This window comes from Citrobacter sp. RHBSTW-01013 (genome assembly GCF_013781985.1).
Lineage (GTDB): Bacteria > Pseudomonadota > Gammaproteobacteria > Enterobacterales > Enterobacteriaceae > Citrobacter > Citrobacter braakii.
Genome location: NZ_CP056185.1, coordinates 3,882,238 through 3,906,131 on the forward strand (window position 1 = coordinate 3,882,238; position 23,894 = coordinate 3,906,131).

At 50.4% G+C, this 23,894-nt stretch carries 17 protein-coding genes and 2 pseudogenes; 4 read left to right on the forward strand and 15 right to left on the reverse strand.

Features of this window, described 5'->3' with window-relative positions; all coding sequences use genetic code 11:
• Window position 1 precedes the first annotated feature (1 nt).
• The gene (locus HV350_RS18720; protein ID WP_181629113.1) at window positions 2-814 is read left to right on the forward strand and encodes a DNA-binding transcriptional regulator; all 813 of its coding nucleotides are present in this window, start codon (window positions 2-4) and stop codon (window positions 812-814) included.
• A gap of 135 nt (window positions 815-949) precedes the next feature.
• The gene (locus HV350_RS18725; protein ID WP_046275619.1) at window positions 950-1,258 is read left to right on the forward strand and encodes a putative quinol monooxygenase; all 309 of its coding nucleotides are present in this window, start codon (window positions 950-952) and stop codon (window positions 1,256-1,258) included.
• Window positions 1,259-1,385: 127 nt separating this feature from the next.
• Here HV350_RS18725 and HV350_RS18730 read toward each other — a convergent pair whose 3' ends face one another.
• From HV350_RS18730 to HV350_RS18745, 4 genes are all read right to left on the reverse strand, one after another.
• Window positions 1,386-1,862 (reverse strand): cold shock domain-containing protein, encoded by a 477-nt coding sequence (locus HV350_RS18730; RefSeq protein WP_016151966.1) that lies wholly within the window; start codon window positions 1,860-1,862, stop codon window positions 1,386-1,388.
• Between the two features lie 86 nt (window positions 1,863-1,948).
• Window positions 1,949-2,194 (reverse strand): DUF2543 family protein, encoded by a 246-nt coding sequence (locus tag HV350_RS18735; protein ID WP_019076120.1) that lies wholly within the window; start codon window positions 2,192-2,194, stop codon window positions 1,949-1,951.
• Window positions 2,195-2,769: 575 nt separating this feature from the next.
• On the reverse strand, window positions 2,770-2,988 hold the full coding sequence (locus HV350_RS26700; RefSeq protein ID WP_019076119.1) for a hypothetical protein: 219 nt from the start codon (window positions 2,986-2,988) through the stop codon (window positions 2,770-2,772).
• Window positions 2,989-3,433: 445 nt separating this feature from the next.
• Window positions 3,434-4,213: a hypothetical protein gene (locus HV350_RS18745; RefSeq protein WP_019076118.1), complete on the reverse strand. Its 780-nt coding sequence runs from the start codon at window positions 4,211-4,213 to the stop codon at window positions 3,434-3,436.
• A gap of 441 nt (window positions 4,214-4,654) precedes the next feature.
• Between HV350_RS18745 and HV350_RS18750 the strand changes: the two genes are divergently transcribed.
• Window positions 4,655-4,840: a SymE family type I addiction module toxin gene (locus HV350_RS18750; RefSeq protein ID WP_181629115.1), complete on the forward strand. Its 186-nt coding sequence runs from the start codon at window positions 4,655-4,657 to the stop codon at window positions 4,838-4,840.
• Window positions 4,841-4,895: 55 nt separating this feature from the next.
• Here the strand turns inward: HV350_RS18750 and HV350_RS18755 are convergent, their stop codons facing one another.
• The 11 genes and pseudogenes from HV350_RS18755 to HV350_RS18800 all read right to left on the reverse strand — a co-directional run bounded on the left by HV350_RS18755 (window position 4,896) and on the right by HV350_RS18800 (window position 22,873).
• A complete protein-coding gene (locus HV350_RS18755; protein WP_059180798.1) occupies window positions 4,896-5,147 on the reverse strand; it encodes a MafI family immunity protein in 252 nt (83 codons plus the stop codon).
• A 10-nt stretch (window positions 5,148-5,157) separates the two neighbouring features.
• A complete protein-coding gene (locus HV350_RS18760) occupies window positions 5,158-5,658 on the reverse strand; it encodes an EndoU domain-containing protein (RefSeq protein ID WP_083261481.1) in 501 nt (166 codons plus the stop codon).
• Window positions 5,659-5,922: 264 nt separating this feature from the next.
• Window positions 5,923-6,156, reverse strand: coding sequence for a hypothetical protein (locus HV350_RS18765; protein ID WP_103765925.1), 234 nt, complete (start codon window positions 6,154-6,156; stop codon window positions 5,923-5,925).
• Complete coding sequence (locus tag HV350_RS18770) at window positions 6,153-6,839, reverse strand: hypothetical protein (protein WP_225622989.1); 687 nt, start codon at window positions 6,837-6,839, stop codon at window positions 6,153-6,155. The genes HV350_RS18765 and HV350_RS18770 overlap by 4 nt, the downstream gene beginning before the upstream one ends.
• 108 nt (window positions 6,840-6,947) lie before the next feature.
• Window positions 6,948-7,247 carry a hypothetical protein gene (locus tag HV350_RS18775; RefSeq protein ID WP_103765924.1) on the reverse strand — a complete coding sequence of 100 codons (300 nt, stop codon included), beginning with the start codon at window positions 7,245-7,247 and terminating at the stop codon, window positions 6,948-6,950.
• Between the two features lie 11 nt (window positions 7,248-7,258).
• Window positions 7,259-7,738, reverse strand: coding sequence for a polymorphic toxin type 50 domain-containing protein (locus HV350_RS26540; RefSeq protein ID WP_200047380.1), 480 nt, complete (start codon window positions 7,736-7,738; stop codon window positions 7,259-7,261).
• A 190-nt stretch (window positions 7,739-7,928) separates the two neighbouring features.
• Window positions 7,929-8,300 (reverse strand): hypothetical protein, encoded by a 372-nt coding sequence (locus tag HV350_RS18785; protein ID WP_225622988.1) that lies wholly within the window; start codon window positions 8,298-8,300, stop codon window positions 7,929-7,931.
• Between the two features lie 13 nt (window positions 8,301-8,313).
• Window positions 8,314-9,015, reverse strand: coding sequence for a deaminase (locus HV350_RS26705; RefSeq protein WP_137352756.1), 702 nt, complete (start codon window positions 9,013-9,015; stop codon window positions 8,314-8,316).
• 30 nt (window positions 9,016-9,045) lie between these two features.
• A pseudogene (locus tag HV350_RS26845) lies at window positions 9,046-9,180 on the reverse strand (hypothetical protein); the annotation flags it as partial.
• A gap of 290 nt (window positions 9,181-9,470) precedes the next feature.
• Window positions 9,471-21,223, reverse strand: a pseudogene (locus HV350_RS18795) (hemagglutinin repeat-containing protein).
• Window positions 21,224-21,235: 12 nt separating this feature from the next.
• The gene (locus tag HV350_RS18800; RefSeq protein ID WP_225622990.1) at window positions 21,236-22,873 is read right to left on the reverse strand and encodes a ShlB/FhaC/HecB family hemolysin secretion/activation protein; all 1,638 of its coding nucleotides are present in this window, start codon (window positions 22,871-22,873) and stop codon (window positions 21,236-21,238) included.
• 413 nt (window positions 22,874-23,286) lie between these two features.
• Here HV350_RS18800 and HV350_RS18805 point away from each other — a divergent pair, with 413 nt between their 5' ends.
• Window positions 23,287-23,886 (forward strand): hypothetical protein, encoded by a 600-nt coding sequence (locus HV350_RS18805; RefSeq protein WP_137352758.1) that lies wholly within the window; start codon window positions 23,287-23,289, stop codon window positions 23,884-23,886.
• Window positions 23,887-23,894: the final 8 nt, after the last annotated feature.

Here is a 23,894-nt window from a genome sequence, read left to right on the forward strand (position 1 = left end):
TATGAAAAGTGACGACAGTACCGAATACAAAACCGTGCGCGGGTTAACGCGCGGACTAATGTTATTAAATATGTTAAATCGCCTCGACGGCGGGGCCAGCGTTGGCCTGCTGGCAGAGCTGAGCGGCCTGCACCGCACCACGGTCAGGCGACTACTGGAAACCCTGCTGGATGAGGGTTACGTCCGGCGCAGTCTGTCCGATGACAGCTTTCGCTTAACCATTAAGGTCCGTCAGCTCAGTGAGGGATTTCGTGACGAGCAGTGGATTTCTGCGCTCGCCGCCCCGCTGTTGGGAGATTTGCTGCGCGAGGTCATCTGGCCGACCGACGTTTCCACGCTGGATGTGGACGCGATGGTGGTGCGTGAAACCACCCATCGCTTCAGCCGCCTGTCGTTTCATCGGGCGATGGTCGGGCGTCGTTTGCCGCTGCTGAAAACCGCATCCGGCCTGACCTGGCTGGCATTTAGCCCGGAGAATGAACGTCAGGAACTGATTGAAATGCTGGCTTCACGACCGGGAGATGAGTTCCAGTTGGCGCGCGAACCGCTGAAGCTCGACGCCATTTTGAGCCGTGCGCGAAAAGACGGTTTTGGCCAGAACTTTCGCGGTTGGGATCAGGAGGAGAAAATCGCCTCCATCGCCGTCCCCATTCGCAGTGAACAGCGGGTGATCGGCTGCCTGAATCTGGTGTATATGGCCAGCGCCATGACCATCGACCAGGCCGCGGAAAAACATCTTCCGGCCTTACAAAAGGTGGCGAAACAGATAGAGGACGGCGTTGAGTCGCAGGAGATTTTGGTTGCCGGGAGGTGAGATGGATCACATTTAAGCGGATCATCGGATTAATAGCTGAGATAACTCACTCACCGACCGATATAACACTGTGGCGTCTTGCCCTAAATATATCTTCATCACATAGTGTGCATTCGTTTTCTGCCAGGAGGCTGCATGTTAAAGGTCATTGCCGAAGATTTCATCAAACCTGAGTATATTGAAACCGTTCTCCCTTGGTACCGTGAGCTAATATCGGCGACGAAGAAAGAGCCGCAATGCATTGCTTATGACCTCTATATTGATGAAAAAGATCCGGGGCATTTTATTTTTATCGAAGAATGGCCAAACCACGCGGCTCTCGATGAACATTGTGCCAGTGAGCATTTCCGGCGACTTGTACCGTTAATCGATCAATACACACGCCAGGAAGCACGTTACATACTGATGGATGACGTGGTAATTCCAGGTGCCTCGTCAAAATAAAAAAACAGAATGGAATTTGCTATTTGGCTCAAATGGATATTCCCTTCTGACAAAAATACGCATAAAAAAACCGAAACCCCGCTTCTGAAAAGAGCAGGATTTCGGTTTTCATTCACTCTGAAGGGCTTCAGACCTTAAGCAGTTTCACCGTCTCGTCGATGTCGATTTCATCTTCCGAGAAGATCAGCGTCGTGCCCTGGAAGGTGGTGATGGCCAGCTTTTTCAGCGTGCGCATTTCACCAGGCTTCACGTCTGATTTCGGTCGGATGCTGTTCATCAGCACACCAACGGACAGCACCGCATTTTCTTTGTCGATACGAGTCTCAGCAGGGACTTCTTCGCTGTAGACCAGGTAAGACTTGATCGCCGTGAGCTTCAGACGCTCGCCGGCGATATAGATGTATTTGCTGTCGGGTATGACTTTTACCGCGTAGGCAGATAAGCCTTTGTTGTTGGTGGTAGGCTCAAAGGTCACCGCCGCGTCTTTCTTGATCAGCTCAGGATTAGCAACCTTAATCACATGAAAATAGCGGTTGTCGCCGTTTTCATCTTTGATAAATCCAAAGCCTTTATCTTTAAACCACGTTGTGATTGTTCCGTTCATTGCTGTTTCCGCCTGATTAAACCTATTACTTGTAGAGTATACCTACTCAATTTGCGCGCAGTGTAAAACACAGGCCATGTCTTTGGCTACTCGTTACCCCAACGATTGAGGAACTCCGCGATATCATCGATACGCTGTGCGTCGACTCCGGCCTCGGTTGCCATCTCCTGCTGCGCTTCTTCGCTGATCTCTTCATTGTTCATCAAACGAGTGATCAACTGCTGGAAGTAGAGTGCCAGTGCGTCGCGTTCTGTATCGCTCACCGGCTTTGCAGCTTCAGTCGCGTATTCGTCGGCGATATCATAAAATTTTAGCGGAATGTCGTTGTTCATCGGGTGCTCCGGGGTAAATGCGTGTGCCAGCAGTTGCCTGCCGCGTCTGGTGTGAATGATAGCATTCTTATTTCATGGTTCGCGATATGTTTTATTGGCTGTAATACGTTGCATATATCAACACTATTTTCTGGAGCCGCTTCGTATTTAATAAATCTACTCTTATTTAAATGACGTTTTATTCAGCTCGGTATAACAGCCACAGGTTAAATAGTGTAGTAACGAAGGAAAGTAGTTAAAGTCTTTTCCCGGAGCATTAAATGATTTAGGGGATATTCCGGTGATTAAACAGCAAAAAATAATGATTCCCCTGCTAGCCTGCTAAGCGAAGCGCCATCGAGCATTTATCCTCGCCGCCACTCCCCCTCCAGGATGGCGGCCAGACCGCGAGTCCATCCCTTCGATTGGCGTCCAATTATTTTTCCATTCCCTACGCTTGCTTCTAACCACCCAATTACAGGTGTAGAGTCAGCACCTAAATTACCTACAATATTTAGCGCCTTATTTCGAGCACTTTCCCAGTTTTTCTCAGACTTTAATATTGTTTCAATTCGAGTTACTGAGCCAGGTACTATCTAACCTGGCAATATAATGCAAGCCAGCAAACCACCTGGCGCTTCAAGCGCAACCTGGTTCCCTGATGAAGCGTCTTTAACTGTGTCCGCTATCGCCGACCAGGTTTCACTCTTCATCAGCGCAGTAACCGTATCCGCCACCACCTGATTCTTCCCGGCCAGGTCACTCATGGCCTTGCTGCAGTAACTATCACCCGCAGCACAGGCTGCCAGCGCCATGGCCGCATCAGCAACATAATCCGCTGAGCCTAGTGCTGCATCACCGGTATCAGCGAGGGCATTGATAATACCGTTCGCGATGGAAGAGGTTGTACCGTCACCCAGCTTTTCCCTGACTTGATTTTTCAGCGATTCAGCGGCCTGTTTCGCCGCTTCACGGGCCCGGTCACCACTGAGCGAGTTATTCTCAACAACTATTATTTCCTATGACGCTCATGCAATTTATTTTTCAACCATACTCCAGCACCTAATACTACTCCTGCGATGCTCCCTTTTTTCAATGCGATATATAATGCCTCTTCCCATGAAAAAAGGAATGCCCCATCCTTGAAGTAGAAAATTGTTGACACTCCTAGTTGGCATATGAAAAGAACAACAGAGATTAAGGCAGTACAGTACACAACCAAGAAAAGAAGCCAAAGGGTACCAACCTTGCTGAAGAGATTCATTGCTTCTTCTCCCGCTTGTCTAATTCATCTTTTACAGCTTTTCCTGTAAGTTCAGAAGCAGTAGAACCTGTAACTGCACCAATAACATCCTTTGTCACTTGATCAGTTACCGGAGACAATGAATCAACAACTTTTCCCCCTAAACTACCAGCCGCACTACCAAAGCCAGTACTTATCACAGAGTTAGTCGGATCTTCTCCTTTAATCGCACTGCCAATCGCAGCACCTCCCATATTGATCGCTGCTGATGCCTGCCAACTTTTACCTGTAGTCGCGGCAGCTGTCACACCGGCGAGAATTGCATCAACATAGCTGAAAGGATCATTCCCGCTAAGTTGTACGCCCGTATTCACGCCCACACCGATTGCCGCATTAAGCGCCATACCTTCTTTTATTGTGGTGCCAAGGACACTGCTGCCAAATAACAATACCGGGTCTCCAATACTGGCATTGGATTTATGATAACCCCATGTATTCATGATGGTTTGTGCTTTCTGCTGCGCCTCTGTCTGTGGCGCTGACTTCATATAATCCTGCCCAGTCAGCATTCCTGCGATCAGCTCTTTAGTTACTGCCTCACCATATTTAGCCTGCATGTCAGATGCATATATTTTCAAATAACTTACCAACTCGGTTCGCTCTGCCGTGCTCAACTCCGCTGGTTCTTTATTGAACTTAGCAACCAGTGCATCGCTACGTTTATCGGCATTCTCAAGTTGTAAAAACTCTTTCGCGGTTTGCAGGGATTTATCGCCTTTTAAGACTTTCTCTGCCAAAGCATCACGTTTTTCCGAGGAGGTACTGCTCAGGAAATTATTCTCAACAACAACTCGCTCCGGTGTACAGTCTGACGGTGAACACGCTTTTTCCCTGTCCTTTCCGTCAGTTACATCCGTTTTTTGATGAGGCGTTTCGCTGGCCGTTACTTTTTGCCCCGACGCGCTTTTTTCAGCCCATTACGTAATCCTCCCAACGCCGCACAGTAGCGGAGTGAAGAGCGAGGTTTTAGGTTGTAGAAACACGCTCCCGAAGCGACCAGGGCTGTGCAATTACGGCTCTTCTGGCTTCCAACAATGCTTGTTGAAGCCAATCAAAATCTACCACCCTAATATTCGGTGAAAACTCAACTTTGATGTTATTCTCACCGTCTTCTTGCTGTAAAAGAGCCTGTAAACGCGATTCTACGCCAAAGATCTTTTTCCAAAGCACAGCGGCGGATGAAGATCGGCTATGTCAGTATCCGGCATTTTTACCACCACAACTACACTGCCACCTGGTTTTCCCGCAGCCCCAGACTGCGCCTGAACGGTAACTGGCTGGCAGAAGTGGGATTCAGCACCGACACGCCGGTCATTGTCAGCGTGGAACAGAGACGACTGGTAATCGAGCCGGTTAAGGGCTGACGGTTAAGAAGAAGATCCCGGCCTGAGGCAGGGATTAGTCATAGCTATCAGGATGTTATTTCTCTGGATTGATATATGTATATCTACTATCTATTTCTAGTCCAAGATCATTAGCTATTTTAAGCACTTGTGTATATTCATCTTTGCTAATCACAACATCATAATCAGCGATGTGATCACATAGCGTTTCGAATGCTAATACGTTCTCTGAGAACCCAATATAATCTAGGGCAAAGTCAACTAGCGAAGGATCCAACCGATCCTTTAACCCTTCACCTAAAGATCTAATTTTGTCATTAATATCCATTGCGCCCACACTATTTCTTAATTGGCTTTAAAGCTGGAGGAGTCGGATTATTATCCGGGAACGCTGTTACTATTTTCCCACTAGCTGGCTCGTATACCACACGAACTCTAACACCCTCTCGCTCTTCCCAGGCAACCCATCTTGCTGGTCTTCCTGCATTTGTATACGTCCCGCCCGTTCCGGTCTGGGCAAACCATTTGGTATCGGGTGAAGTAGCTATATCACCCACAGTATGAACAACCTTGTCTGCTGACCAACTTTGAGGGAAAACTGTTTTTCCTGGATTTCCGGGATACAGATGTCCACCTTGTGTAGGGCTATCCCCATATAAAATATGCTGTTTCGCTTCCGGCGAAAGGATATCCACATATTTCTGGTTTGCAGGTGATAATCCAAGATCGGAGCTTTTCGCAACAGATAAAAACGCTTTAGCTGCTACATACTGAATCAGTTTTGCTTCACTGGTCGGCACACCACTCGCCAGGATTTCCGCAGCTTGTTGCGGTGTCATTTCTCCATTTGCGGTCAACGCACTGACCGGAACCCCAAAGAATTCGCCCCAGGCAGTCAACAGACCTTTAACGGCATCCTGCCCTTCAGGTATCTGACCCTGTGAGTTTTTAATCAGTGCTTCTGTTAACTCATCTGTGTAGCGCCACTCTGGATCATACTGGCTGCAAGTGACTGCTGGGATAACCCCATATCAGCCATGCCTTTTCCGAAGCTGTTCGGACCCAGCGCGTTATTCTCAACAACTATCTTAAGTTACAATTAATCATTTCTTTAGCAAGTTGGTAATCCATAACATTAAACCTGCAAAGCTACCAATATATATACCTATCTTACCTAAAAATAAAACAATGTTCGATGAAAAAGACACAGGTATTCCTTTATAAAAAAAGAAAAAAAATTCCCCGCATACATATAAAACCACCCCTGTTAGAAAAATTGAAACCATGCTGAATACAATAAAAAAAACCAGAGGAAGAATGAATTTTAGAGCTTTCATTTGCCACCACCTTCCTGCTTCATTTTGTACTCTGTATACTTACCTCCAGCTTCTGAAGTGATACTACCACCAATGTCACCAATTGAGCTGGGGACATTGCTTGGTTTCATTTCTTTTGAAAGGCCATAATCCCCTTTCACTTCAGTAAATTGTCTCAGGTCTGCATTAAACTTCGGATCCCAGCCTCCTTTCCACCAGTTTACTCCGACATTAATCCCCTTGGACAACCCTTGACCAATGCCATAACCAACAAAAGAACCTGCTCCATTGATTAACGCACCAGACAGTGGATCTTTATCATCAACCCAGTTACCAAGCGCACCTCCTGCCGCATTCCAGGCTACTGTGCCACCCAGACCACTTCCCATACTGAACACGTTTGTCCAGCCAGCAATCGCTGCACTAGCCGGGTCAATTGAACCATCTGCGAGATAGCTGATCCCTGCATTGGCTCCCGCACCCAATCCCCACATAGCCTGAGCGCCGCCAGGTAAGAGGGCTACACTGCCTGTCGCCAGCGCAAATCCTACCGCATCGCGTTCATTCTTTGCTTTCTTACAACTGTCTGAGGAGGGTGCTGTATCACAGGTTGCCATGTCAATGCCATGCTGACGTATCCATGCAGCCTGAGCATCTTCACTACCACCGAGTAAATTATTCTCAACAACAACTCGTTCCGACACGACTATCGAGAACGAACGAGCATTTTTCCTGTTCTGTCAGCAGGTTACAGCCTGTTTTTGCTGACGAACTTTAACGCGAGCAACATTTTTCCCTGACGCACGTTTGAACTATTCCTTTCTTAAATAGACCAAAAATCCATTGAAATTTTTAATGGGTTGAGGATAATCAAGCCTCATAGCAATCGCTTCTATAGCAAAATCCTCATCAAAATCAGCGATCACTTCAGCTTCGACCACTGACACCGATTCTTGATCGCTGTCATCTGGCTCGCCATCGAAATAAAAATGCAAACTTATATTTTTATTTTTTAATTCAACAGTAACAGCTCGAATATTTGAAGTTACATTCCCTAACAAAGCCCTTTGCAATGAGAGCCTTACATACGAATTTAAATCAGAAGAAATCATCACATTTCCCTTCATTTTTCTGATGGCCTCGCTGGAACAATGTGGACGCCATTTTTTCCATAGTGCACGATACCATTTGTTGTTGGTGTGGAGACGCCTGTTTGGGGATCTATATAATTTCCAATAGGCTGTCCATAATTTATGCGTTCCTTCGAGCCTGGCGTTCCAACGGGAGCATTACCTACTTGTTGACCAGTCCCTAATTTGGAAAGCAATGAATCTGCGGAAACGGAAAGAGTACTCTTATTCAACCCTGCTTCAGACGCAATTTTATACTCATTCGTACCAGGAATATGCTTATTCTGCTGGCCCTTGTTAATTGATGTTTTCCCTTTACCAATCCCACCACCGCCGGGCAGTAGCTCGCCATCAGCCCCTTCAATCCCGATTTTCAGCATTGGATTGATATCAAAGATACCGGGCTTATCCTTGCTCAGCGAGTTATTCTCCACAACAACTCGCTCCGGTGCGAACTCAGCCGCCGTAACCACTTTTCCCCTGTACTTTCCGTGGGTTACAACTGCTTTTTCCTGTTGTACTTTATGCCTAGGATTTTTGCGCTGTTAAGCGTTTTTGGGGCCACAGACGCTACCGCCCTGCCGTGACACAAGGTTTATCGCGCCACCATCATATAAGCAAACTACAGTACCACTTAGGATGCTGAAGTCTTGGATTTATATTTCAATTAAGAAGTTCTTTTGATACGTTGCCAGTATCAAAAAACTCTTTTAAGATTTTTACAATAAGTTCACAGTCTTTTGTAAGCTGAGATTCCGGCCAGTAATCTCCAAGAATCACCATTCCTATATCAGGTTTAGATGAATCCCAGTACGTTCTTACTTGGTATTCATCTTCGACAATTTCACCTAATGTTATCAAGTAATAATCATTCTCCGTTCTGACCTGAAGCATTTCAGCGCTATCATCGCCACTGTTCAGTATATCAAGAGTAAGGGTTCCTTTTTTCCCCTGAATTTGTTTAAACTGATTTAATACCATATCCCAATTTGAGATCTGTTTATTGCCACCTGTTTCGTCCAGTGTCCAACTCATTTTAAATTTCATTTTAATCCCTAACCTTGAGAGATTTCATGCCAGGCTGCCAGTAGAGGACAGAACCTGTAGCCTCTTCATAAATTGTTAAAGATTTTAGCCCCGCTTTATCAGCCATAGCTGCTATATCACCGCGGCAATAACCACATACAGGCTCTTTAGATACACTCATTGTCATCTCACGCCCTTGAGACATACCCTTTTCAAAAGCTTGCTGTATAACACCTACTTCAGCATGAGCTGTAGCCATATTGCCATTAGGAAGAGGCTTGTTTTGCTTATCTATTTTAGCTTGGATTCGTCCATCAATGAGTGTTGGCTTATTCACATCTGCTAAGTTGGAAGGCCTTGCCCCCTGATTAGTATCAGTGAACTTAGCTCCATCAACATTACCTTTCGCCACGACCTTAAGACTAGCATCAACTATTTTACTTAATTGTTTTGCTGCAGCAGAACCCAAAATTGGTGTTACCGAAGCCGCAATAATCTCCAGGCCCTGCTTTGTTTCGGTGTAGCTTTCTGCGGTCTGACGATCCACCCCTTTGGTGACCATGAAGTAGTTAATCATGGCGTCTTTCACCTGCTGCTGATTTTGCGCATCAACACCGGTGATATCGAGCAGGTTAACTATCTGGCCATAAGCATCTGCGTACTGCTGGCTGGCCTTTGAATTATAGTTCCCGGTATTTTCGTACTCTCCTCTTGCTTTAATCACATCCAGCCTGGCAGTGGCGCAGGCTGAACTGGCTGCATTGCCATTGCCGCAGGCACTGATGACCTTCTGATCGCTGGTGATGTCTTTTTCGCACAGATCATTAATGGTTTGCTGCGCTTTTTCACGTACAGCCTGATCTTTGCTGTTGAGCTTCTGTTTAGCTATTTCAAGCTCTGTCTTATCCGATACGCTGAGGAAGTTATTCTCAACAACAACTTAGAATCCTTTTAATTTCAATAACCGAGCTATCCACATCCCACCACCGACAAAGCTTCCGACACTGAGACTAATCTTACAGAGTAGCAATATATTTTCCATAGTGAAATTAATTGGTATCCCTTTGAAAAAGAAGAACAACAACTCCCCTGCTACGTATAAAGTAATTGATGTCAAAAAAATGGACACAATACTTAATGCGATAAAAAGAGGCAGGTGCAGAAACTTATTTTGCTTTCTCATTTTTTGCGATCCTCCTGAGAGGATTTCTGCTCTATATATTTCCCGCTAAGTTCAGATCCCACGCTACCACCGATATCGCCAGCTATACCTGGAAAATAGCTAGGTGTCATTTCTTTTGAAAGCCCAAGCTCTCCTTTCACTTCAGTAAACTGCCTCAGAGCAGGATTAAACTTAGGATCCCAACCACCTTTCCACCAGTTAACACCAGAATTAACGCCCCATGAGACCCCTTTACCGATGCCATAGCCAATACCCGAACCGGCCCCATTGATTAGCGCCCCCGACAGCGGGTCTTTGTTGTCAATCCAGTTACCCAGCGCACCACCTGCGGCATTCCAGCCGACTGTACCTGCCAGGCCATTCCCCATACTGAATACATTCACCCAACCAGCAATGGCTGCGTTTGCAGGGTCTATAGTACCATCAGCCAGATAACTGATACCGGCATTCGCACTTGCTCCCAGTCCCCACATAGCCTGAGCACCACCAGGAAGCAGAGCCACTGTACCTGTTGCCAGAGCAAGTCCTACCGCATCCCGTTCATTTTTAGCCTTATGGCATGCGGCTCCATCAGGATTATCAGAACAGCTCGCCATATCGAGCCCATGCTGACGTATCCATGCAGCCTGAGCATCTTCACTACCACCGAGTAAATTATTCTCAACTGAATTTTTACCAGACTGCGCCCCTGTTGTCGTGCTTTTCGAATCCCCCCCGGCCAGATTACCTGCCAGCCCGGATGCAATAGTCGCAAGATTGCTGACTAACTGCCTGTCACTTTCATCCAGTTCGCTGACGCGCTTGCCCGGATACATCGTTTTCAGTATCGCATTAGCAGCAAGCTCTCCTGCCGCTGCGCCAGCCGCTCCGGCTGCTACATTGTTCCCCTGCATAGCCGCCGCAGCACCACCCAGTATCGCATGCGCGATGGCTTTAGCCGCGATATCATCCTCGCTGAGGCCCGCCTTATGGCCTATGATATTGGCAAGCTCCGGTGCCGATGCCCCCGCCAGCGCCGCGCCAATATTACCGCCAGCCAGCCCTTGCAGAGCGCCTACTGCAGCCTGAATACCCCGCTGCACGTCACTGCCCGTACCGTATTTCGTCTGCTCGGTTTTATATGCCGCTGAGTTCCGTAGTTGCGTCTGGTATCTTGCTTTTTCTTCATCACTGGCGTTCACATCCGGCTCAGGAATGCCTTCCTTTGCCAGTGCTTTTTTACCCGCGTTCAGGCCATTTATCTCACCTTGCGTCCGCGCGATATCCGCCGCCTGGTTACCTATCTGGGCTATCAGTTGCACTTCTTGCAGACGTCTCTGCTCTTTTTCCTTGTCAAAAATAGGACTGATGCTGCCGTTTGCATGCTCCGCATCCCGGCTCAGACCGGCGACATCCTGCTTCTGGTTTTCCGTGTCGCGAACAGTTAACGTCCCCTCACTCACCGCCGCCTGCGTTGTTCCTTCCGCATGCCCGCTGCTGCCACCTCCTGCAATCAGGGCGTTCGCCAGATTACCCGCGAACTGTTGACCAATACTGCCTCCCGTACTGATCCCTCCCCCCTGGTGCTCCACTTTGTAATCTGCCTGATTGTGGATATCGCCAAAGCCCAGCGTGCCCGTATCCAGACTGTTTTTATCCACTGAACCGGTAGAAGCAATGACCGCGCCATCCAGTTGGGTGTGCTTGCCCACGGTGATATCAAAGCCACCGTCTCCCGCGAATATCCCGCTCTGCTCCTGCACCGAGTCATAGTCGCTCTTCATCCTGTCGCGGCTGGCATTGATACTCGCAGAAGCCGTCCCCGCGCCGAAGGTATATCCCACTCCTCCGCTCACGCTGTTCTGTTTGCTATCGTAGTGGTCGCTGTCCTGCGTACTGGTAATCGTCAGATCGCGGCCTACATCTGCCGTCACTTGATTGCCGTTGACCTGCGCACCAGCAAGCGTAGTGTCCCGCCCGCTGTTTATCGTGACCTGATTACCCGCATCCACCGTGGTTTCATTCTGCCAGGTGCCGTTGCCTTTCTCACGCCCTTTACTGCTGTTGGCGTTCGCCGAGACGCTGATCCCCGCGCCACCGGAACCCACACCGATACCCACGCCAATACTGCCACCGCTGCTGCTGTTTTTACCGGTCGTCAGTTGCGTATCCTGCGAAGCGATAAGATTCACGTCACGTGTGGCATCCAGCACCACATCCTTACCGGCCTTCACTTCACTGCCTGCAATAGTAATATCGCTTCCTGTGGACGTGATATTGACGCTGTTGCCTGCGTTCAGAGTACTTCCCGTCGTTGAATCCTGCTCACTGTGGGAGGTCGATTTTGAGGACTGTGAGCCCAGAGAAGCACTGACACCTATCGTATTGGTATTGTCTTTAGCGGTCCCTTTCGCCTGATCCAGAGCCACAGCCTGCCCGGCCTGTACTCCGGAGAGAACTGCCTGCGTACCCTGCAGTGCCGCTAGTCGGGAATCGCTGCTTTGTTTTGCTCCCTGTGCTGCTGAAACCGCGCTGTTCACCGCACTGCCCGCAGCCCCCGACAGCGCCACCGTCAGTCCGCTGGTTTTCTGCTCAAACTTCTCATCACGTGTGCGTTTGTCATGACCCGGTTCAATAAGTACGCTGTCGCCGCGAACAGCAATATCTTTCTGGGCGATGATATCCGCGCCGCCGATATGTGCCTGCTGGCCTGCGGTGATACTGACGTTGCCCGCCGTTGAGCCGACAGTACTGAAGCTCTCGCTTTGGGTGGTGCCTTTTTCGCGCAGATCGTGCGTGGTTTTGCTGCTACCGATGGTGAAGCCGATCCCGCCTGACCCCATCAGGCCGCTCTTTTTAGTCTCTTTAAAGCGCCATGAGGTATCGGTATTGGTGGCGGCAACAATATCCACATTGTTGCCAGCCCCCAGCGCCACATTGCCGTCACCGGCAACGGCTGAGCCCTGTACCAAAATGTTATTCCCGGCGGTGACAGTTACATTGTTCCCACTCAGCAGCGCGCCTTTTTCCCGCGTAGCGCTGTCTTCTTCAATCGTATGGGTAGTCTTTTTACTAAGGAATCCTTTTTTGGTTTTCGTGGTTTCTGGTAGTGATAATCGCTCTCTGTGGCGGTCGTGAGATTCACATCCCGGCCTGCCGTTACGCCGATATCGGCCTGTGCCGTAACATCTGCTGCCTGTGCGTTTACATCACGCCCGGCAATAATGACGGCATCGCCGCCGCTGGCAATTTCCGTTCCCTGCTGGCGTACGGCGTCATTGACCACGGTTTTCTTCTTCGCACGATAGCTGTCGCCGTCGGTCGTTGCTTCAGCCAGCAGGTTGACATCTCGCCCGGCCAGCAGACCGACATCATTCTCCGCAGCCAGCCCAGCCGCATGGGAATTAATATCCTGACCCGCTTTCAACACCAGATTGTCACCCGCTGAAACGGTAGTACGGGAAAGCCCGGTGCTGTGCGATTCACTGCCCCCGTTACGGCTACTTTGCTGAGTGGTAGCCGCATTCAGATTGAGATCGTTACCCGCTGTTAGCTGAGCATTCCCTCCCGCTTTAACATCGCTGGCGGTGATATTGAGGTTATTCCCGGCATTGATACCGAGGTTACCGCCCGCGCTGATGGCGCTACCCTGCCAGTCCACTGACGACCGACCAGTCTCAGTTATCCAGCGTCCGGAGCGACTCCGGGCATCGTTAATCTGGTTGGCATTTACCGCAATATCCCCCCACGCATCCATCAGCAATGAGCCGCCTGCAGAGAGATTCGCGCCAGTAACAGTGATATCTTTGCCTGCCGAGAGCGACAATCCGTCCTGCGCGGTTATCGATGCCGTAGACCCCAGCAGAGTATCTTTAAAGCTCACATTGCGGTATTTGTCCCTGGCACTCACATCAATCTGTTCCGCCAGCGTCAGATTATTGATGTTGCCGCCCAGGCTTTCCAGCGCTACCGTTTTTCCGCTGATGGCGGAGCTGACGTTATTGATATCACCAATCGCGCTCAGGTCGAGGTTGCCCCCGGCCTGCATCAGACCATTGTTAAGGTTGTTAATACTGTTTTGGCTGTCGAGAGTGAGGTCGTTTCTCGCCAACAGCGTACTGCCGGAGTTGGTGATATTCCCGCTGGTAAGCTGAACATTATTCCCGGCAATGACGCTACCGTTGTTCACGGTGATATCTTTCGGCGAGAGATACAGCTTCGGTATCATTACCGTCTCACCGTTGACGGTGGCGGCTTCCCACCACAGCATGCTGTGCTCAAGGGACGCTATCTGATCTGCCGTCAGCGCCACCCCAAATTTCAGTCCCAGCGACTGCTGAGTGCTTGCAGCGCTATCCATCAGATAACGCATCTGGTCAAGGTCAGAACCAATGCCGTTGATGTATCGACTTCCCGTCTTATTCAGCACGGCGTTACTAACATAGCGGGTATCGAACGCCGCATCACCGAGGAAACGGTAGTCATATTCAGGGTTCAGTTTGAGACGATCGAGCATATAGGCCGATCCCAGGAACTGGTTTTGATCGGTATACGCAATATTGGTTTCACGCGGCGCTTCGCCAGGTTTGATACCCAGCATTGCATTCAAATCACCAAACAGGCTGGGATCGAGCTGACCAAGACCATTCAATTTCGGGTTAACGTTGATCAGATACGGGCTTTTCGGATCGTCAGAGACGACGAAATACCCGTTCTTTCCGGAAGGCAACGGATAAGCGCTGGTATCCACCGTTTTGCCCTGATTTATCCCGGCGGCATTCACGCCCTTCTCGCCTGGGTTAATCAGGCCATTGAGTTGGCCGAGGCTGGCGTTACCTTTCTGCGTGGTAGAAACAGGGTTGAGCGTAGCGTCTGATACGCCGCTGCTTTCCAGTGCGCCGCCGCCGTTAATCTTCTGCAATACGTCATGCAGTCGATCGTTCCACTGTGGAGAGCTGACACTTACCGTGTCATTGCCTGCCAACGCCTGCTTTTGCACCCCATTACTGATGGTTTGGTTGCTGAGGGTGTTGAGAGTAGGGGTAACGATGGTATTGCTAACTCGCCCTGCGTTAGAAGTTGTGTTTTCGTTACCAATAGAGTCAGTAAAATTTGCTGTAACTTTGCCGCCTGCCTGAATCACCGAACGGTAAGTTTCACCTCCTTCCTGAACACGGTCATGCCCTTCAAGGCTAAATGATATTGTGCGTTCTTTAGGAAGCACAATAGTTTCACCTTTACTGTTTCTTCCCTCATTATAACGCGGAGGTAACACATCTATATTATTTACGGCAAATTTCTGACGTGAGTATTTCTCTGGGGTATAGGTATAAACCAGATAATCAGTAAGCGTCCCGGACTGCCAGCTCTGGTTATTTAATGTGCTTCCTGAAAGGTCGATATTATTATTTGCCAGAATAGTACTGGCTGCGTTATCCAGCGCGTTTGCGCCAATTGACAGATTTCGCCCTGATGAAATACGACCGGCGCCGCCAGAGCTGGAAACCTCTGTTTTTACCTGGCTGGAAATGAATTTTTGCGTCGCGGTATCTTTGAACGGCGCGTAGTAATACTGATAATAATGGTGGTAGCTACAGGCTCCATGTGCGTTACAGGCTCCTGATTCTGTTGTGTAGGAATAACCATTAACACCATAGGATTCTGACGGTAATTGGCTTATATCAACTTTTATTGTCGCATCACCTATCCCAGGAATACTGTTTGATCCAGCTATTTGTGTCTGGTTTGTTTTCAGCCCATCCCGCTGATTCAGCAGATGCCCGGTTTTGATGGTGATATCACCGTTCTGGGTTTCGATATTACCGGAGGTGTTGACCACTTCGCTGTTGGCATTTCCCGCCGCATCTCGCTGCATCCACAGATTGTTTCCCGCGAGGATATCGCCGCGCTGGTTGGTAATGGTGTTAGCATATAGCGCCAGATTATTTGCCGCGTACAACAGCGCCGTATTGACGATGGCACCCGGTGCATTGAGCGTCAGAGAGCCACGCGTTCCGGTGAAACCAGAGACTGAAACATTACCGCGACTGGTCAGCGTAATATCGCCGCCGCCCTGTAACGTTCCGGCGGTATTGAGCGCTACGCTGTCGCCGCTGAGATAACTGGCGCCGTTGCCAGTGGTGATTTGTCCATTATTGCTGAGCTGTCCGCCCGCCGTCAGGTTGAGCGATTGCCCCTGAAGCACGCTACGGTTGTCGATAGCGCCATCGCTGGTAATGGTCAGCGTTTTACCCGCGGCAAAAGCGCTTTGCACAGTAAAGTCATTCACCAGTTTCAGCGTCAGATTACCCAGCGCAACCACTTGCCCCAACGTACCCAGCCCGTGACTCTCAACGGACAGATCGCCGCCGCTGAACAGTTTTCCTGCCGCATTCTGATTAATCTGGCTGGCATTAACACTCAGTTGCGAGGTGCCCAACAGCGTACCGTTATTTGTCAGTTGCGTGTATTTCACCGCCAGTTGACCGGCCTGCGCGGTTCCCAGGTTGGTAAAACTGGTCCCTGCAAGCGTGGCGCTGTCAGCCAGCCAGTTCCCGCTATTGGTGGCCGTTGCTGCATTCAGAATGAGGTTTGCCGCCTGTAACCAGCCTGCGCCGGAATACTGCGGCGTGGTCAGCTTCATTCCCGCGCCAGAAAGCAGTTTGCCGTCATTGAGTGCGCGAGTTGTGGCGTTAAGATGGGTCTCTCCACCGCCCTGCATTAAACCGTAGTTGGACAGCACTGGCGTAGAAATCGTCAGCCCCTGGCGGCTGACAATCTCCCCGGAAGCCTGGTTTATCAAATCACCGCTCAGCGACAGCGTTGCGCCATTATCCCCTTGCAGTCGTCCGCTGTTGGTCAATGCGCCGGTCGTCATGCCCAGCGTCGCCCCCTGAATTTTGCCCTCATTGGTGACTGACGCCGCAGTCAGATTCAACGCGCCCCCGCTCAGCATACTGCCCGCTTTCTGCTGCCTGACCGCGCCGTTCATGGCAAGCGTAAACGCATTTACGCCGCTAATCGCCGCACTGTTATCAAGGGTTGTCCCCTTCAGCGTAAGATTTTTCGCCGTCCATTGCCCGGCGTTAGCCAGAGAAAGCGCCTGTAGCGTCGCGTTACCAAGGGCAGTAATTTTGCTGCCCGCCGCAGACGTCAGGTTATTTGCGAGCGTAAGCTGCAGAGCGTCGGCGCTTTGTATTGCCCCGTTGTTTGTCAGCGTTTGCGCATTGAGCAGAACAGACTGCCCTTGCCACACGCCGTTATTCGTCACCTCGCCAGAAGAGAGTTTCAGCGTCCCCTGCGTCAGCAGTGAACCACCTGCTGCGTTAATCAATTCCTGTTGCGGTGAAGCCATCGCCATGCGCGCCATCAGACGCTGACGAGCCTCTAGCGTCAGGCTTTGCAGACCGGTCAGCGTACCCTGATTGTGGATCCGGTTTTGCTGCAGGGTCAGGGTATTTCCCTGTACCGTGCCACTGTTATTAAGCTGCACGCCGTCTAGCGTTACGTCGCTTTCGCTGAGCAGCTTGCCGCTGTTATCAAGCTGCTGCGCGGTCAGTGACATTCCGCCATGACTCATCACTTCGCCTGATGTAGTAAGGCCGTTGTTTACATCAGCCGTCAGATTACCCAGGCTTATCAGCGATCCTTTGTGCAGCCAGTCATCTGCGGTCAGCGTAAGTTGCTGCCCCTGCAGCGTTCCCTGCGTCGTGATAGTGCCGGCATTGACGCTCAACGCGCCGCCGCTCAGCGTACGGGACGTAATGCCCGTCGTGAGCACATCGCCAGCCAGCGCAAGCCCATTCGTCCCCTGCCACAGGCCTGTATTGTTTAACGTCGAGGCTGCAAGTGTCAGCCTGTCACCGGTAATACGCCCGGCGCTGTTGATATCATCAGCCGTAAGCGTCAGTGCGCCGCCACTTTGAATGTGTCCGGGGTTGGTAAGTCGCCCGGACAGCTTGCCTTCCAGGCCATGCAAACCGTTAAGCACGCCGCTGTTATTCAGCGAGTCGGCAGTGAATGTCAGGGTATCGCCTTGCAGTACGCCGGCGTTTTCCATCGCACCGGAATGCACCAGCAGCGCATTACCGGCCAGCCATTTACCTGCGGTATCCGTGATGAAGGTATTCGCAGAAACCGAGGTATTGTCGTTGCTCTGTACCAGACCGCTGTTACGGATTGATTTTCCATCCAGAGTGACACTTTTCGCCGCCAGCGTACCGCTGTTATCCAGGGATGCAGTATTCATCGACGCCCCCTGTTTCGCCAACATACTCCCCTGGTTTTCAACCGAGTTCGCCAGCGTCAGGTTCAGGGAATCGGCCTGAATATCACCTGCGTTAATTAATTTGCTGCCGCGCAGTGTGAAGTCGGTATTCGTCAGCAGCAGACCTTGGTTTTCCAGCATGTCGAGGCCTAAATCCAACCCCGCGCCGCTAACCAGTTGTCCCTGCTGACCATTGAACAGATTGCGGGTGGTGAGTTGTAGCGCCGAATTACCCTGCACAATGCCGTTATTCACCAGCTCCGGTGCGGAAATGCTCAGGGATTTTGCAGCAATCATTTCGTCGTTAAACAACTGTGCCACAGCCAACTCAAACAGGTTGAGACTGCGCAGCGATCCCTGATTATCCAGTCGCCCGTTAGCCTTAATCTTCAGACTGTCCAGTGCCTGAACGCTGCCGCTATTGCGCAGGTTATCCAGTCTAATCGCCGCGGTACGGCCCTCTAGTTGACCATCATTTTCAAAACGCTTTCCGCTGAGCTGTAGATCTTCACCGCTGGTCACCTGCCCACCAGCAAGGTTTGTAAAGCGATTCCCATCCCAGGCGAGCGCCTGATTCCCCTGCAGGATCCCACTGTTGCTGAGATCGCCGTGTAATGCCAGCACCTTCGCTGCCAGCATTCCGCTGTTATTCACGCTGGCGGCATGCACGGTCATACCTTGTTGACTGAGTACTTTTCCCTGGTTAGTGAACGCGTCGTATACTGTTGCCGTTACCCCCGTTTCACCCAACGCATTACCGCTATTTTGCCACGTATTTGCTTCCAGATTCAGCGTACCGCCCTGCAGCAAGCCAGTGTTGTGGAGAGTCTGATTCTTAAGACTTAATTCACCCACCGACAACACATTACCGTCGTTATTCACGTCCTGACTGTTCAGCGCGAGCGTATCGGCGGCCATGAGTCCGAGGTTATCTGTCTGCTGTCCGTGAACAGATAATGACGTGTCAGCCAGCAGGCGTCCCGCGGCTTCGTTTTTTATCGTCGCATATTCACTTTGCAGATTAACGCCGTTAATTTCTCCGCCGTTAACCAACTGGCGACCGTTGAGGTGCAATGAGCCGTCGGTTGTAATCAACCCATGGTTGGCCAGATACGGTATATCCAGCGCTAGAGATGCTTTGCTGTAGAGTGAGCCGCCGCTGAGGTTTTCCAGTCTGTCGGTATGCAGGTTCAGCGCGGTGTTGCCCTGCATCAAACCGCTGTTCACGACATGCTGACTCTGGAGAGTTAACGTGTCGGCGATCAGAGAGCCGCTGCTGGCGAGTCCATCAGATGCAATAATCGAGATGCGTTCGGCGCTGGCGCTACCGCTATGGGTCAGCGTTGTCCCACTGAGCGCCAGAGTATCGGCCAGCAGCTCTCCATGGTTATCAACTGACTGCTGCGCGCTGAAACCGACGCGTTCCCCAGTGGATTTCCCGCCATGACTAAGCCTGTCAGCCGTCACATCCAACGAACCTTTTGCCGCCTGTACGCCGTTCAGCGTCACGTTGTTGCCCGTAATCGCAAGGTCCAGACCGCTCTGCAAATGACCGTCTTTGCCAGTAGTCAACTGCTTTGCGTCGACATTAAGCGCACCAGCGGCATTAACCTGACCGTTCAGATTAAGGTTTTGCGTAACGTTTAACTGTATGTCCTGTTGCCCGGCGATCAGCGAATCTTTCGCGGCGGTGAGGTTTTCAGCATTGACCGTTACCCCCTGGTTGCCAGAGAGGACGCCATGTTGTTCAACTGTCGCGGCCTGCACCGTTAATGTGCCATCAGAGAGCAACTTTCCACCATTACTCAACGTGGCATCAGCCCGGATATCCGCATCGTTTTTCGCGCTCAGGATCCCCTGCTGGTTCAGCGCTACCGTTTGTACTGAAAGCTGGCCGCCGCTCGCCAGCGTACCCATATTATCCAGCGCCCCGCTGTTGACCGATACGCTGTTACCCTGCATCAGACCTGCGTTGTTAAGGCTGCTGACAGAAACATCAAGACTGCCATTTGCAGCCAGTTGACCACCATTAACGAGGTGCCCACCAGAAAGGGACAACGCGCCTCCCGCATTGACCTGTCCCTGGTTGTTTATGTCGCTACCGGTCAGGCTTAATGCGCCCTTCGCATCGGCCCGACTGGCGTTATTCAGAGCTATGTGCTGTGCCTTCAGCGTTAATCCGTTACCTGCTGAGAGCAATCCCCCCTGCGCCGACAGTTCGCCTTGACTGTTAAGGCTGACATCAGTATCACTCCCCAGCGTGGAACGGGTCAGCGCCAGCCCATTAGTACCCGTAACATGCATTTTTTCTTTACTGGTCAGGCTGCCGTCGGTGATTTTCAGCGAACCGTCACTGCGCAGTGAGGTGTTTTTCTGGCTAACCAAAGTGGTTGCCGCAATGGCTACATCCTGTTTAGCAGCCACCTGCAACTCGCCAGCTGCGGCAACCCCGCCCCCCTCGATCGTCACCTTGCCATCGCTGCCCAGTTGCACGCCTGCGCCGCTGGAGAGATTTGCATTCTGTAACGCTAACGCCCCGGTGCTGTTGATGACCATCCCGCTTCCGGTCTTATGACTGCCGGTCAACGTGACGCCTTCGCCACTGGCGGATAGACCACCATTTGCCAGACTGTTGCCGATCGTTAATTTCCCGTTAGCATTGAGGGTGATATCACCCTGACGGGCATTCAGATTCCCGAGGTTGACCCCCAGCCCTTTCTCGCTGGAGACCAGATGAATTCGATTAGCATACATGCCGCCTAACGCACCGGTGTCTACCGCAATTTTCGGTGCTTCCCCTTCGCCATTCAGCGGGCTCACCTGGCCATTCGCCGCCACGCGATTCGCGCCGGCGATAACCGTCAGATCCTTGGCGTGCAGCGCAGCATTAATTTCCGTGGCACGGGCAATAATCGACACCGCATCGCTCTGACTACCATCCAGCCCCTTACCTTCGATGGTAATGCTGCCCTTGCTTACATCCAGCGACTGTAGGTTGCCGTTGGCATCCAACACGGGTTTACCGGTGGTCAGAGTGGCGTTAGGCGTGTTGATAAATCCACAACCATTACAGGTAATGCCATAGGGGTTGGCAACCATGACGTTGGCAGCTTTCCCCGCGACTTCGGTATAGCCCTGAAGCTGCGAACGGTTAGCGCCGGTAACTTCGTTGATGATCCCTGAAGCTTCCTTTCCCGGTTGCAGGTTCGGGTTATTCTGGATGATGCCGCCGAGCTGGGTCTGGGTAAATTGCCCGGTCGCGTTGTTGAGGATCAGCCCCTCTTTTCCCACGTTGTAGTCGTTATATTTATTGTGTGAAATCCCGGACTGGTTCGGCGTGGCAATATTCACCACCGGAACTCCATTGGCGGCTTTATCCATCTGCGTATTGCCTTCAGGCGTGATGGCGGCAGCCATCGCTGGGAGCAGTGGTTGGGTAGCCAACAGGAAACTCAACATGCCACTTAGCAAACGCTGGGAAAAACGAACCTGATCCTTTTTCATCACCCTTATTCCTTAAAATGCCACCGCAACGCGGTAATACACATTGAGATGATCCGGCGCCAGCCAGTCCGGATAGTTTACTGGCGTTCCTACGGTAAACTGACTGGAAAACCAGCGCCCTGAACTGGTTAATCCCAGCGCAGCCCCCCACAACGTGCCGGAGGCATAGCTATCAACGTTATCCTGTTTCAGCCAGCCGCCGTCGAATGCCGCTATCGCGCCAATCTGTCCCAGCACCGGCAGCGTAAATAGCGAATAATTCACTTCATTGCGCCAGTAGCCGCCGTTATCTCCAGAAATGTATTGTTCTTTAAAACCGCGAACGGAGGTTTCTCCGCCCAGCGTCAGGCGTTCACTTCCATAGAGTCGGTCTGGAGACCATTGAAAATACACGCTGCTTAGCCACCACAGTTTCTCTGCCAACGGGCGCTGGAAACTACCGCTGACGCTCCATTTGCGAAATTCCGCCCTTGGCACATCACCCTGTTTATCGTTGTCATCCTCTGCGCCAAACCATGGCACGCCCTGGGTGAATGAAGGGTTAAACGTCGCAACGCCGGAAGCAATTTTTTGCGTATGGTTGATGCCCAGCGAAACGCTGGAAAGCTTGCGACTACTGGTCTTCAGCAGGATATCGTTCAATTTGTTACGGTTAATTCGATGCGTCAATCCCAGCGATGCAGCGGTTTTGACATCACCATTGCGAAACAAAACCCAGGATCCGTTCAGACGATGGGTTTCGCTATCTCCGGTGGAACGCCAGGCATAACCATTGTTATCAATCGTGCTGAGGTAGTTACTCCAGCTGTAGTTGTAATCAAGCAGTCCGTAGCCGTAAGGAATACTCACGCCGGCCGCAAAATTCTGCGCATCTTTGCTGCTGGAAAAATCGCTACTGCGTCCGCCGCTAATAAACCATTTATCCGCCAGGCCGAGCATATTATTGAAAAATAGCGCACCACTGAGCTGTCCGGTTCCGGTGCTCTTTTGTCCACTGTTATCAAAACTAACTGAGCCATTGAGTGGAAATTCAGGCGTGGCGGTGAGGTTAACTATTGAGAACCCCTGCTGACTGCCCGGCAAAATTTCAATTTCCACCGGCGTCTGGCGAACCCGGTTCAACTGCTCCATCCCCTGTTCAATGTCACGCAGATTGAGAATTTTTCCTTCCATTCCGGGAAAGGTCATCAGCAGAGTGCGCGATGGGACGCCTTCCAGACGTATTTGCTGCAATTTACCCTCAAGCACCGCAATGTGCAGCACCCCGGATGAGAGATCCTGTTCGGTTAAAAAGGCACGACTGGTGATGTAGCCTCGACTGATATACCAGTCGGAAATTGCATTTGTCAGTTCCGTAAGGCGGGGAATATTCAGGCATTGATTCACCCATGGCGCGGTAAGCTTTGCCGAGGCAGCGGCGGACAACTTCGTTGCGCCGTCAATATCAATACGCGAAATCATAAAACACGGCCCTTCAGTCTGGGCTGGCGTTTTCGGCGTTACGGTTTCGGGTAGCGTAACGCTACGCTCCAGCTCTTCACGCTGGCGCTGGTTTTCATTAAGTCGCTGCTGCTGTTGCTGCTGAATGGTATTCCGATCCGCAGGAGAGAGTGGCGCCGCAGAAACAGTTGTGAACGGCAAAATTAACATCCCAATTAATATTGCCAACTTTCTTTCATCCCTGAACTTCACCCCACCCCCCATAAAAGTACGAAAGCGAACTTGACTGTAAAGCACAGCCGATCCTTGTAAAAAAGCACAAAATGTAAACAAAAGTAAAGACATTAAGTGCTATTTCACTTCATTCCAATTGCATTTTAGGATTTCTTATGCTCTTAAGTTAAATTATTCTTACTCTGTTGACCTAATCCCATCGCAAATCGCCCATTTACCCACATTAACATTCTGGATAATACGCTACGATGACGCCACTCGCATCGTGCTAACAGACATACCTCCCCGGCACTAAATAAGCGGAATCCGCAATACCTGGAAATTGTACTATTATCGCTTAACTTAATTGTCGTAAAGTAATAGCGTTAAAAAACATGGAATAATTAGAAATGAATACCAGCATAATTAAACCTTCCGCGATCGTTCTTTTCTTCCTTATTCTGGCAATGCTCAATGGTTTTATTGCAACCCTGGGTTTATTCTTGTCGATTTATACCCTGTGTAAATTTCGTTCCGACGAATACAGCCCATATCAGTATTTTTTAGCAACCACCTCCCTTATTTTAACAATTATGCCTTTTGTTTTAATAGATCTCACCAAAACAGATGGGAAGGATTACTCTGCGCAAATAGATCTAGCGGTATTTAACAGCTCATCCCCTGAAACCTGCCCTACCATTAACGAGCACTTTCGTGACAGGTACGACACTGTTATAAAAAGAATCCCCTCTGCTTGTGGAACCGAGCGTATCAAGGATGTTGAATATTTGTCGAAGGGACTCTACATTACTTTCTATTCAGCAATTTTTTCCCCTGTCTCAGTCGCCGCATATTTCCTCCCACAACCAGAAGTCGTCAACACATGCCAAAAATACGTAAAAGAGTATGCTGAAATATGCTCTCCAATAAAAGGTTCAGAACTGGATCAAACAATAAATAAAATCCTTGAACTGAAGTTCCGGAATGTTAAAACAGCCACTGCAGAATAATATCAGGA